General features: G+C 51.1%; 8 protein-coding genes. 5 read left to right on the top strand and 3 right to left on the bottom strand.

Features of this window, described 5'->3' with window-relative positions; genetic code table 11:
* Positions 1-95: 95 nt before the first annotated feature.
* Positions 96-1,553, bottom strand: coding sequence for an Asp-tRNA(Asn)/Glu-tRNA(Gln) amidotransferase subunit GatA (gene gatA, locus AWQ22_RS05250; RefSeq protein ID WP_065710415.1), 1,458 nt, complete (start codon positions 1,551-1,553; stop codon positions 96-98).
* Positions 1,554-1,801: 248 nt separating this feature from the next.
* Between gatA and acpP the strand changes: the two genes are divergently transcribed.
* The 3 genes from acpP (at position 1,802) to tkt (ending at position 5,627) form a co-directional block, all read left to right on the top strand.
* A complete protein-coding gene (acpP, locus tag AWQ22_RS05245; RefSeq protein ID WP_065710414.1) occupies positions 1,802-2,047 on the top strand; it encodes an acyl carrier protein in 246 nt (81 codons plus the stop codon).
* Positions 2,048-2,196: 149 nt separating this feature from the next.
* Entirely contained in the window at positions 2,197-3,453 is a 1,257-nt protein-coding gene (gene fabF / locus AWQ22_RS05240) for a beta-ketoacyl-ACP synthase II (protein WP_012306650.1), read from the top strand.
* 167 nt (positions 3,454-3,620) lie between these two features.
* Positions 3,621-5,627, top strand: coding sequence for a transketolase (tkt, locus tag AWQ22_RS05235; protein WP_065710413.1), 2,007 nt, complete (start codon positions 3,621-3,623; stop codon positions 5,625-5,627).
* A 93-nt stretch (positions 5,628-5,720) separates the two neighbouring features.
* On the opposite strand, the gene AWQ22_RS05230 is transcribed toward tkt, so the two are convergent.
* On the bottom strand, positions 5,721-6,812 hold the full coding sequence (locus AWQ22_RS05230) for an LptF/LptG family permease (protein WP_232321503.1): 1,092 nt from the start codon (positions 6,810-6,812) through the stop codon (positions 5,721-5,723).
* Between the two features lie 256 nt (positions 6,813-7,068).
* On the opposite strand from AWQ22_RS05230, the gene AWQ22_RS05225 reads away from it, so the two are divergent.
* Complete coding sequence (locus tag AWQ22_RS05225) at positions 7,069-8,544, top strand: DUF3370 domain-containing protein (RefSeq protein ID WP_084448960.1); 1,476 nt, start codon at positions 7,069-7,071, stop codon at positions 8,542-8,544.
* 38 nt (positions 8,545-8,582) lie between these two features.
* Here AWQ22_RS05225 and AWQ22_RS05220 read toward each other — a convergent pair whose 3' ends face one another.
* Positions 8,583-9,167, bottom strand: a complete 585-nt coding sequence (locus AWQ22_RS05220) for a low-complexity tail membrane protein (protein WP_012306646.1) — start codon at positions 9,165-9,167, stop codon at positions 8,583-8,585.
* A 358-nt stretch (positions 9,168-9,525) separates the two neighbouring features.
* On the opposite strand from AWQ22_RS05220, the gene AWQ22_RS05215 reads away from it, so the two are divergent.
* Positions 9,526-13,521, top strand: coding sequence for a magnesium chelatase subunit H (locus AWQ22_RS05215; protein ID WP_065710411.1), 3,996 nt, complete (start codon positions 9,526-9,528; stop codon positions 13,519-13,521).
* The last annotated feature ends 67 nt before the right edge of the window (positions 13,522-13,588 follow it).

Raw genomic sequence — 13,588 nt, 5'->3', positions numbered from 1 at the left:
GCTGCGGCATTTACGGCATAAAAAAATCCCCCTGCAGTGATTGAGGGGGACTGATAAGTTGAATTTGTTAAATTTGTTTTGTGTAAGGGCTTTTTTTATAGCTGGGGTTCTTTCTGGTGCCAAGCCGTTGCCTGTTCATAGACATGGGCCACCTGGAGTAAGAGATCCTCTCGGAGAACATTGCCGATCAGTTGCATCCCGATGGGGAGTCCTTGGGCATCAAAGCCACAGGGAAGACTCAGGGCCGGCAGACCTGCCAAATTGACAGGAATAGTCATCAAGTCAGAGAGATACATGCTGAGGGGATCGTCGGTTTTTTCGCCGGCTTTGAAAGCGGTGCTGGGGGAAGTGGGACAAATGAGCACGTCCACTTTGGCAAAGGCTTGATCGAAGTCTTCTTTAATTAAAGTGCGTACTTTCTGGGCTTTGAGGTAGTAGGCATCATAGTAACCAGCGGAGAGGGTATAGGTGCCGAGCATAATCCGGCGCTTTACCTCGGGGCCAAAACCAGCGGCCCGGGTTTGGGTGTACATATCAACAAGGTTATCGGCTGCAGCATTACGGGTGCCATATTTGACGGCATCGTAACGGGCCAAATTTGCAGAGGCTTCGGACGGGGCAATGATGTAGTAGGCGGGTAAGCCGTAACGGAAGCGGGGACAGGAAATGGTTTCGACTTCGGCACCAAGCTCTTGGAATTGGGCGATCGCCTTTTGAACCGCTTCAGCCACTTCTGGATCGAGCCCTTCTCCGAAGGTTTCCTGGATGATGCCAATTTTGAGGGGCTTATCCTTGGGGAGTTCCGGCTGGAGTAACTGACTATACTGGGGAATATCTACATCTAAACTGGTGGAATCTTTGGGATCATGGCCGGCGATCGCCTCTAAAAGAATTGCTGTATCTTCCACCGTCCGCGCAAAGGGGCCAATTTGATCCAGAGAAGACGCATAGGCCACCAAGCCAAAACGAGACACCAGACCATAGGTCGGTTTAAGGCCCACAACCCCGCATAGAGACGCCGGTTGTCGAATCGAGCCACCAGTATCTGAACCCAGGGCGATCGGCGCTTCTCCCGCTGCCACTGCCGCCGCTGACCCCCCGGAGGATCCCCCCGGTACCCGCGTCACATCCCAAGGGTTGCCCGTCACTTGATAGCCAGAATTTTCCGTTGAACTCCCCATGGCAAACTCATCCAAATTGGTTTTGCCCACCATGATCGCCCCAGCTTCCTGCAACTTCTGGGTGACTGTCGATTCGTAGGTCGGCACAAAGCCTTCGAGGATGCGCGAAGCACAGGTCGTCTGAATGCCTTTCGTACAGAGATTATCCTTAATCGCAATGGGAATGCCTTCTAGGAGGCTAATGGTTTCCCCCGCTGCAATTTTTGCATCCACTTGTGCCGCCTGGGCCAAGGCCTGCTCCTTAGTCAGGGTCAAAAACGCTTTAACCTTGGGTTCCACCGCTTCGATATGAGCAAACGTTTCCGTCAAAATTTCGACAGCAGTACGTTCCTTTGAAATGAGTTGTTGGTGTAGCGTGCGGATGGCTGACATGCTTTATATATTCTCTGAAATACCCCAATCAGTTTATCCACTTGCCTTCCTCCCTGACAATCATCTCTAAAAAATTATTTTTGCGGCGATCGCCTCGGAAGGGAACCAGCATCCGATACAATAAACTCCAGCTTATGTTAATTTAATAAGTCTATTTTTAGTCAGCACAACAAAATGCTAAATTTATGAGCGCTCATATTCTTTAACAAAGTATGGGAACCGCTCAGGTAGATTTTTAGGAATCATCAATGAACCAGGAAATTTTTGACAAAATTAAAAATATTATCGTTGATCAGCTGGATGTCGATGCTGACTCCGTAAGCCCCGAATCAAACTTCATCAGTGACCTTGATGCAGACTCCCTTGACACAGTCGAGCTGGTCATGGCCTTCGAAGAGGAATTTGATATCGATATTCCCGACGATGTTGCTGAAAAAATCACTACGGTGGGAGAAGCAGTTAACATCATCGCTGAAAAAACTGGCGTCAACTAAGCCATTTAGTCTAGTCAGTTTAACCTCAACTTCCAGAGCTGCGAACTTCCAAAAGTTATCGCGGCTTTCTCGCTAGTTTTTATGATTGATTGTCGCTTCCTTTGGATGCACAAGCCTTTTTTCCCACTGCAAAACCACTCAAATCAGCCATGGCACACTCATCTCCGTATCGCGTTGTAATCACCGGTTTAGGTGCGATCACCCCGATTGGTAATACCCTAGAGGAGTATTGGGAAGGACTCATGACCGGTCGCAATGGCATTGACCTCGTGACCGCATTTGACGCTTCCCAACATGCCTGTCGCATTGCAGGTGAAGTAAAAGGCTTTGATCCCCTCGCATTCATCCCGAAAAAAGAAGCGAAACGCATGGATCGGTTCTCCCAGTTCGCTGTAGCTGCCAGTAAACAAGCCCTCGCCGATGCTGGCCTAGAGATCAATGCTGACAATGCCCCTGATATCGGCGTAATGATCGGCACTGGCGTCGGCGGGATTAAGGTGATGGAAGACCAGCAGGAAATTTACCTGGAGAAAGGCCCCAGCCGCTGTAGCCCCTTCATGATTCCGATGATGATTGCTAATATGGCGGCGGGATTGACGGCGATCCATACCGGTGCCCAAGGCCCCAATAGCTGTACTGTGACGGCCTGTGCCGCAGGTTCCAATGCGGTTGGGGAAGCTTTCCGACTCGTTCAACAGGGTTACGCGAAAGCGATGATTTCTGGGGGCACCGAGGCAGCTGTAACCCCCCTCAGTTTTGCGGGATTTGCCTCGGCCCGGGCGTTATCGACCCGTAATGATGATCCGAAACACGCTTGTCGTCCTTTTGATCAAGATCGCGATGGCTTTGTGATGGGTGAAGGGGCGGGCATTTTAATCCTGGAAGAGCTAGAGCATGCCCTGGCACGGGGGGCAAAAATCTACGGGGAAATCGTTGGTTATGGCATGACCTGCGATGCTTACCACATGACGGCACCGACCCCCGATGGCGCTGGGGCAACCCGGGCGATTGAATTGGCGCTCAAGGATGGCGGCTTGGCTCCGAACCAAGTGAACTACGTAAATGCCCACGGCACCAGCACTCCAGCCAATGACATCACAGAAACGAAAGCCATTAAAAAAGCCCTCGGTGACCAGGCTTACAAAATTTTAGTGAGTTCGACAAAATCTATGACCGGTCACCTCTTGGGTGGCTCTGGGGGCATTGAGGCGGTGGCCACAGTGATGGCGATCGCCAATGATCGCGTTCCGCCGACGATCAACCTCGAAAATCCCCAGGAAGGTTGCGATTTAGATTACGTTCCCAACGAAAGCCGCGAACACCCAGTTGAAGTTGCCCTTTCTAACTCTTTTGGATTTGGCGGCCATAACGTTACCCTTGCGTTTAAGAAATATCGCCCGGAATAAATTTAGTCCGAGTAAATGTTAGCGATTTGACAGAATCATTCTTGCCCAGTGATCCTAACAGTGGGATGATGGGGGGGATTTTGAGGAGGGCAATTTGCGCTTCTTGATGGTCTAACAACTCCCTATAGTTTTTCTTTATTTGTCGTTTACTGTCAGAAATTTTCACTATGACCGTTGCAACCCAATCTATAGATCAGCTTTGTATTAATGCAATTCGCTTTTTAGCAATTGATGGCGTCGAGAAGGCAAAATCTGGTCACCCCGGTTTACCGATGGGCGCCGCTCCCATGGCCTACACCCTCTGGGACAAATTTATGCGGTTCAACCCCAAAAATCCGAAATGGGTTAACCGCGATCGCTTTGTTTTGTCAGCGGGTCACGGTTCGATGCTGCAGTATGCCTTGATGTACTTGGCTGGCTATGACAGTGTTTCCCTCGAAGACATCAAGCAATTTCGTCAATGGAAATCGAAGACCCCTGGTCACCCTGAGAACTTCGAGACCCCTGGTGTAGAAGTAACCACTGGCCCCCTCGGCCAAGGGATCGCCAATGCCGTCGGCCTCGCCCTCGCGGAAGCACACCTCGCAGCCCGCTACAACAAGCCCGATGCCAAAATTTTTGACCATTACACCTATGTGATCATGGGTGATGGTTGCAACATGGAAGGAATCTCCGGGGAAGCGGCATCCATTGCGGGTCACTGGGGTCTGGGCAAATTAATTGCCCTCTACGACGACAACCATATTTCCATCGACGGCTCCACGGACATTGCTTTTACCGAAGATGTGTGTAAGCGTTATGAGTCCTACGGTTGGCACGTGCTCCATGTAGAAGATGGCAACAATGACATTGAGGCGATCGCCAAAGCCATTGAAGCGGCTAAGGCAGTGACTGACAAGCCCTCTTTGATCAAAATCACAACGACCATTGGTTACGGTTCCCCCAACAAAGCAGATACCGCTGGGGTACACGGGGCAGCCCTCGGTGCCGACGAAATTGAACTGACCCGTAAATCCCTCGAATGGAACTATGGGCCTTTTGAAGTGCCTGAAGATGCCCTCAACCATTTCCGGAAAGCCGTTGAACGGGGTGCCAGCGCCGAAGCAGAGTGGAACCAAGTATGGGCCACTTACAAAACAAAATATGCCGAGGAGGCTGCAGAATTAGAGCGGATTCTTTCTGGGAAGCCCCCCGCAAACTGGGCTGACGCTTTACCCACCGCAACGCCCGCCGATAAAGGTCTTGCGACCCGTAAGCACTCCGAAGTAACCCTGAATGCGATCGCCCCGGTATTGCCAGAATTGATCGGTGGTTCTGCGGACTTGACTCACTCCAACCTGACAGAAATCCACGTTTCTGGCGATTTCCAAAAAGGTGCCTACGAAAACCGCAATGTCCACTTCGGCGTCCGGGAACACGCCATGGGCGCGATCTGTAATGGCATCGCCCTCCACGGTACAGGTTTAATCCCCTACGGAGCCACTTTCCTTGTGTTCTCCGACTACATGCGGAATTCCATCCGTTTATCGGCCCTGTCCGAAGCACGGGTCATTTGGGTAATGACCCACGACTCCATTGCCCTTGGAGAAGACGGCCCCACCCACCAACCGATCGAGCATGTTGCTTCTCTGCGGGCGATGCCGAACCTCTATGTTTATCGTCCGGCAGATACCAACGAAACCTCCGGTGCCTATAAAGTTGCTGTGGAAAGTGCGACAACGCCGACCCTATTAGCCCTCACCCGCCAAGGTCTCCCCAACCTCGAAGGCAGTTCCATCGAAAATGCTGAAAAAGGTGGCTACATCCTTTCCGATAGCGAAGGCACCCCTGATCTGATTTTGATTGGTACAGGGAGTGAAGTGCATCTTTGTGTCGAAGCAGCAAAAGCACTCCGGGCAAACGGTAAAAATGTCCGTGTTGTTTCCATGCCCTGTGTGGAACGCTTTGAAGAGCAAGATGCCGCCTACCAAGAGTCCGTCCTGCCGAAAGCTGTAACCAAACGGGTTGCCGTGGAGGCTGGTGCCACCATGAGCTGGTACAAGTACGTTGGCTTTGAAGGCGCTGTCATCGGCATTGACACCTACGGTGCTTCCGCTCCTGGTGGTGTGGTCATGGAGAAATTTGGTTTCACCGTGGACAACGTTGTTAAAACCGCTGAGACAGTACTAGGTTAAAACCTTGGGTCTGGTCATAGACTGATTCTTTTCAGTAAAACGTTTTGGAGGTAGGTTTATCCCCTACCTCTTTTTTGTTTGTGACAATATTGCCTAGCCTGTCCGCCAGAGAATTGTCCCTGCGGCCACTAACCCCAGGAGATTGGGAAACCACGTCCCCATAAACGGCGTAATCGTTCCCCAGACGCCCATGGAACTGGAAATCACAGAAATGAGATAGTAGGCAAAAACGATGGCCACCGATAGGCCAACACTGGTCGCTCGGCTTGAGTTTTGCGGGCGCAGACCAATGGCCGAGCCGACCATCGCAAAGACAATGCAGACAAAGGGGACGGAAAATTTTTCTTGTTTTCTCACCTGGAGCGTCCGGATCCGCCTTTCATTACGACTTAACTTGAGGCTTTCTAAACAAACATCAATGACTTGGAGGGTCATTTCACTGGGACGTTGACAGCGGGTCGCAAGGATCAAAGGGGCATCAGACAGATTTAAAAAGTTAGTTTCAAACTGCTCAATATCACTAAAGGAACCATTGGCCCCAATTTGATAAATACTGCCATCCTGCACCAGCCAACCCTGTTCATTGGCATTCCACTGGGCGGCGGCAGCCGTGATAATTCTTTGGGTATCGACGGCAGCTCGATCGAGGATGGTGAGATTGTTCATTTGGGTGCCATCGAAGGTCTCGGCATAAAAGAGGGTTTTGAGGATTTCACGGTTACCAGTGGCCGTTTTTACCCGTTGATATTCGGGGTAGATGATATTTTTTTCTTGGTAGTCAATGGTTGCTTCACCCTGAGCAATGTTGGCAATGGTGCTGGCTTGTTTCGTGGTCTGGGGGACAATCCAATCGTTGAGGCCAAAGGTGATGCCCGTAATCAGTAACCCCAGAAGCAGACCGGGCAATATCAGCCGTAAAGGGGGCAAACCAACGCTCCGTAAGGCGATAATTTCACTAAAGGAAGACAAACTACTGTAGGCGGTGAGGGTACCCAGTAGGGTTGCCATAGGGAGGCCGAGGACGAGAAATTCTGGGAGACGGAGAGCGAGAATTTGGAAGGCGATCGCCCAGGTGATTTCATTGGCGACCACGTTGCGCATTACCTCAAAGAGAACGCCGATGGTGAGGCCCAAACTCGTGAAAATTCCTAACCCAAACAGGAAAGGTCCCACAAGTTGCGCCATAATGTAGCGATCTAATAGTGAAAATACCCTTAAAATTCTCAACATTGTGGTCTAGTCTGATTAAAGTGGAGAGTTTTAGCAACTATTTAGCAATTAAAATCCCTAGCCCATCATGCCAAAGAAGTTACGGTTTTGTCTGAAATTGTGCCCCTTGACCACTGATTGATCACCGCGCATCGGGAACTTAGAGCCGCGATAATGATTCAGTGCCACTGCACTTTGGTTTATTCTAAATTTACTTTTTTTGATAGAGTCCATGTTTGACCTGTTTGCTTCTTTGCTCATTGCCCAGGAATCTGCCCCTTTATTGGTGGCCCAAGAGAACAGGTCGAAGGAAGAGTTACTCCCCCACCAAGTACCACAACCAGGGGAAGATCAGGGGTCTTCTGTGGGGCGATCGCCGGCGGCCATCGTGACGGAACCCCAAGAGGTGCGCCCTTTGCCGGGGAGTCTCAATGAAATTCCGGTCTTTAACAGCAACAGCCCTGAAGTCATTGCCCAGGAAGGCATTTTATTATCGACCTTCCCAAAGGCAGGAAAAAGCCAGGCGATCGCCCACCTCGAAACCCCCCTCGAAGGACGCTTTGATATTTTTACCCACCACATTTCCCGTCCCGCCACGGAGCAGCGCACCCTGTACCAAGGCTTGTTGGTCAACAATCCGACTGGAAGTCCCCGCACCCTCAAAATTCTCCAAGGCATTAGTTACCTCAATAGTAAAGATGCCCCCTTCCGCGAACTATTGCCCTTCGTTGAAGATCCCCAGGGTCATGTTTATTCCGGCCCTGGCTCCCGACTGGTGAGCGATACCCTCCGGGGCAAAAGCCAAACGCAATTCCCAGAGATTCTACGTATTCCCCCCTATAGCACCGTGGTTTTGGTGAATCTCCCGATCCCGGTTAGCGGTGCTCGCTCTACCTACTTACAAGTGGAAACGGATGGTAGCGTTTACTTGGCAAATTTAGCGAAATATGAAGTCCGCGAAGAAATTGCCACCAGCAGTATTAGCAATAATGGCAGTATTGTCGAAGGAAAAGCTGTCCGCTCCCGTCCCCCCAGCCTCAATGAATGGCGATCGCTCCTCACCCAAGGTCAGCTTGTAGAACCCCGGGATCTGCCCCCAGTTCCCAGTAAAGATCCTGGTCGCATTATTTATGGTCGGGTTGCAGGTATTTCCGTCGGTAGTCAGTGGGAAGCCACCGTCACCGATCCAGACGCAGAGAGTTTAGCAATCCCCGCCCCCGGCGAAGCGATTTCTTTCCCCATTAGCACCACCAGCACCGGCACCTTCGGCACCGACCAAGTCCAAAGCGCCCCCATGCTCACCCGTTACCCTGATACCGCGCTCCAGGGCCATGGTAACTATTTAGTGCATTACAAACTGACTTTCCCCCTTGAAAATACGAGCGATGAATATCAGTGGACGTCGCTAACGTTTCAAACGCCGATTAAAGATGATCTCCATAGCGATCGCCTTTCCTTTTTTGAATCGCCCCCCAACCGTGTTTTCTATCGAGGCACTGTCCGCATCAACTATCCCAATGAATATCGACGCCAGATTACCCGCTATGTCCACCTAGTACAACATCGGGGCCAACGCTCAGAACCCCTTGCCACCCTGGAAATTCCCCCTGGCACAAGTCGCACCGCCGAAATTGACTTTTTCTATCCCCCCGACGCAACGCCTCCCCAGGTGATTACCGTGAGAACCCTCGCCCCAGAAGAGCGTTAAATATTGTTGGATATTCTTAAAAGAATGTAGCGATCGCCCTAGGCGCGTTTCGGGGGAAACAGTTGCCCCAACGGTAAGCCCCAACAGGCAAAATCGCGCCGGATACTCACGGTGGGATGGGGATCAATGGCCTGGGCCGTTGTTTCAGAAATAAAGAGTGTCGGCAAAAGGGTCAAGGGAATTTGTAACAGAATATTCCCCAAGAAGAACAGCAGGATTGCGGCGAATAAGCCCAGAATATGCCATTGGGGGAGACCCGCCGTCAGTCCCACTGCAAGGGGTGCATAATGGGCCACCTGCCACAGCAAAATCACCATGGCGATCGCCCCCAGGACATTTAAAATTGGCTGCCGGGTTCCCTGCACGAGCCGTAAAATTTGCCGTTGCCGTTCATCAAGGCGTTCTGGCGGAATTTGAAACACAAAGAGACTGAAGGGTTGCCAAGGCCGCAGGATTTGCAGGAGCCACACCGGGACTCCCCCCAGGAGCACAATTAAGCCCAATTCAATATTGGCCACGGGAAACGGGATGCCAATCGCCAAGGCGATCGCCAACAAAGACCAGATCAAAGGCAGCAAAGCCAAGCCCGCAACATGCAACCAAAAATAAGGCTCAAACAACATTTTTCCGTCGCTCCAAGACTTAAACGAACAACAGCACAATGCCCTGAATATCCCACGGTGCCCCCTGAAAGTAAAGCGGCCCGATGCGTCAGGTGGACGACAAATCAGCTTTTCTCCAATGGGCACTACAAATGTCAAGGAATATGACAAAAAATTAAGTTTGGTTTATCAAATTGTGTCAGAATGGCCAGCCTTTCCTAGGCCAACCAGCATTTTTTGCTAAAACTCTTTAAGTGCCTTCAGCTTGCTCACTATCAGAACAGCAGCTTCTGCTCCATATAATGTGATGATGAGCAGGAGAATAGTTATAAATTTTTAATATCCATCTACTTGTCCAAGTAAAGGAGACTCACCATTTATGTTCACTAACGTCAAGTCCGCCATTCGCCACATCAAACCAGATGACATCAATAATCGCACGTTAGTGAAGGTGGTCTATGTCGTGTTGGAGTCCCAGTACCAGAGTGCCCTCTCTGCTGCGGTAAAAGCGATTAACGCGAACCACCCAAAGATTGCGGTTGAAATTAGTGGTTATCTGATTGAAGAACTGCGTGACCCCGATAACTACGAAGAGTTCAAACGGGAAGTCGCCCAAGCCAATTTATTTATTGCCTCCTTGATCTTCATCGAAGACCTCGCCCAAAAGGTGGTTGAAGCTGTGACGCCCCACCGGGATAACCTTGATGCGGCGATTGTTTTCCCTTCCATGCCGGAAGTGATGCGCCTCAACAAAATGGGCACTTTTTCCATGGCACAGTTGGGACAATCCAAGAGTGCTATTGGCGAATTTATGAAAAAGCGGAAGGAAAAATCCGGTGCTTCCTTCCAAGATGCCATGCTCAAGCTGCTCCGGACATTGCCGAAGGTTTTAAAATATTTGCCTGTTGAAAAAGCCCAGGATGCCCGCAACTTCATGTTGTCTTTCCAATACTGGTTGGGTGGTTCCCCCGATAACTTGGAAAACTTCCTGTTGATGATGACCGACAAGTACATCCTCAAGGGGGCTGAGAAGCTCGATAAGGCCGATTATGCCGAGCCGGTAGTCTACCCCGATATGGGCATTTGGCATCCCCTCGCCCCGAAAATGTTTGAAGACACCAAGGAATATCTCCAGTGGTACAACGGCCGCGACGATATTAGTGACGAACTGAAGGATCCCCTCGCCCCTTGCATTGGCCTCGTGCTGCAACGGACACACCTCGTCACCGGAGATGATGCCCACTACGTCGCCATGCTCCAGGAGTTGGAATATCGCGGCGCAAAGGTGATCCCCATCTTTGCCGGGGGTCTCGATTTCTCAAAGCCAGTCGATGAATTTTTCTGGGATAATACGGTCGCCGGAGTCGAAAAATTACCTCTGGTGGATACGGTGGTTTCCCTAACTGGTTTTGCCCTCGTCGGTGGCCCGGCACGTCAGGATCATCCCAAAGCCATTGAGTCCCTCAAGCGGTTGAACCGTCCCTATATGGTGGCGCTGCCCTTGGTCTTCCAAACCACAGAGGAGTGGGAAGAGAGTGATCTCGGTCTGCACCCGATCCAAGTGGCGCTCCAAATTGCGATCCCTGAACTGGATGGGGCAATTGAACCAATTATTCTTTCTGGTCGTGACGGGGCTACAGGTCGGGCGATTACGCTACAAGATCGCGTCGAGGCGATCGCCACCCGTGCTTTGAAATGGACAAACCTCCGGAAGAAGCCCAAGCTAGAGAAAAAACTCGCCATTACAATTTTTAGCTTCCCCCCCGACAAAGGCAATATCGGTACTGCCGCTTACCTCGATGTCTTTGGCTCGATCCATGAAGTAATGAAGGGTCTCCGGGACAACGGCTACGATATTCAAGATATCCCTGAAACCCCCAAAGAGCTGTTAGAGCTGATCATTCATGATGCCCAGGCGCAATACGCTTCCCCTGAGTTAAACATCGCCTATCGCATGGGTGTGCCGGAATATGAAGAACTGACCCCCTATTCCAAACGCCTGGAAGAAAATTGGGGTACGCCTCCCGGTGAACTCAACAGCGACGGTCAAAACCTGCTGATCTATGGGAAGCATTTCGGCAATCTGTTTATTGGTGTCCAGCCCACCTTTGGCTACGAAGGCGACCCGATGCGCCTCTTGTTCTCCCGTTCCGCTAGTCCTCACCATGGCTTTGCTGCCTACTACACTTACCTTGAGCGGGTTTGGGGCGCAGATGCGGTGCTGCACTTCGGTACCCATGGCTCCCTCGAATTTATGCCTGGTAAGCAAATGGGGATGTCTGGCGATTGCTATCCCGACAATTTGATCGGTAATATTCCCAACATCTATTACTACGCCGCCAATAACCCTTCGGAAGCAACGATCGCCAAACGCCGCAGTTATGCGAATACCATTTCCTACCTGACTCCCCCGGCAGAAAATGCGGGTCTGTACAAGGGCTTAAAAGAACTTAGCGAGTTGATCGGCTCCTACCAAACCCTCAAGGATGGGGCGCGGGGCGTGCAAATTGTGAATACGATCATGGATCAAGCGCGGATCTGTAACCTTGATAAGGATATTGAGATCCCTGAAACAGATGCGGCCCAAATGTCTCAGGATGAGCGAGACAACATGGTGGGCATTGTCTACCGGAAGCTGATGGAGATTGAATCCCGTCTGCTCCCCTGTGGTCTCCATGTTATCGGTAAGCCTCCCACCGCCGAAGAGGCGATCGCCACCCTGGTGAACATTGCCAGCCTAGACCGCGAAGAAGAAGGTATTTGGAGCCTCCCCACGATCATCGCCAAGAGCATCGGGCGCAACATGGAGGACGTTTATCGCAACAGTGATCAAGGCATCCTCGAAGATGTGAACTTACTCCAGGACATCACTGAAGCGACCCGTGCCGCCGTTCGTGCCCTCGTGATGGAACAGGTCAACGCCGAAGGTCGCGTGTCTCTGGTTTCTAAGCTCAACTTCTTCAACATGGGCAAAAAAGCCCCTTGGGTTGAAGCTCTCCACGAAGCAGGTTACAAAAACGTCGATCAGGAACTCCTCAAACCCCTCTTCGATTACCTTGAATTCTGTCTCGAACAGGTTTGTGCCGACAAAGAACTTGGCGGTTTACTCAAAGCCCTCGAAGGTGAGTACGTCCTTCCCGGCCCCGGTGGCGACCCGATCCGCAACCCCAATGTCCTCCCCACAGGCAAAAATATTCACGCCCTCGATCCCCAATCAATCCCGACCCTTGCGGCAGTCCAATCCGCAAAAGTTGTGGTGGATCGCCTGATTGAGCGACAAAAGCTCGACAACGGCGGCGAATATCCCGAAACGATCGCTTGCGTCCTCTGGGGAACCGACAACATCAAAACCTACGGTGAATCCTTGGCGCAAATCATGTGGATGGTCGGTGCAAGACCCGTCCCCGATGCCCTTGGTCGCGTCAACAAGTTGGAATTAATTCCCCTCGAGGAACTCGGTCGTCCCCGCATCGATGTCGTGGTCAACTGTTCCGGCGTCTTCCGTGACCTGTTCATCAACCAAATGAACCTCTTGGATCAAGCCGTGAAAATGGCCGCCGAAGCCAATGAACCCCTCGAAATGAACTATGTGCGCAAACACGCCCTCGAACAAGCCGAGGAAATGGGCATTAACATTCGCCAAGCGGCAACCCGTATTTTCTCCAACGCATCTGGTTCTTATTCTTCTAACGTGAACCTCGCCGTTGAAAATAGCTCTTGGGAAGAGGAAAAAGAGCTCCAGGATATGTACCTGAACCGGAAATCCTTCGCCTTCAACTCCGATAATCCGGGGGTAATGGACGAAAACCGTAAGGTGTTTGAATCTTCCCTGAAGAAAGCGGATGTTACTTTTCAAAACCTGGATTCTTCGGAAATCAGTTTGACGGACGTTTCCCACTACTTCGACTCTGATCCGACCAAGGTCGTTGCTTCTCTGCGGGATGATGGCAAGAAACCTTCTGCTTATATTGCTGATACCACCACTGCCAACGCTCAGGTACGGACTCTCTCTGAAACGGTACGCCTTGATGCGCGGACAAAACTCCTTAATCCCAAGTGGTACGAGGGCATGCTCTCCCACGGTTATGAAGGGGTGCGAGAACTGTCTAAGCGCCTGGTGAATACGATGGGTTGGTCGGCAACGGCAGATGCGGTAGATAACTGGGTCTATGAAGATACCAACGAAACCTTCATCAAAGACGAAGAAATGTGTAAGCGTCTGATGGATTTGAACCCCAATTCCTTCCGCCGGATGGTCAGCACGTTACTGGAAGTGAATGGACGTGGGTACTGGGAAACCAGCGATGAAAACCTTGAGCGTTTACAACAGCTTTATCAGGAAGTTGAAGACCGTATTGAAGGAATTGATGGCTAAAGCATCAACTCAAACTTAATCTAGACTGGGTGGGTTCGTCCCACCTTTTTTTTGGCGAATTTTGTAT

Origin of the sequence: Picosynechococcus sp. PCC 7117, from assembly GCF_001693275.1 — a bacterium.
GTDB lineage: Bacteria > Cyanobacteriota > Cyanobacteriia > Cyanobacteriales > MRBY01 > MRBY01.
This window is presented reverse-complemented; position numbering and strand designations above follow the sequence as displayed.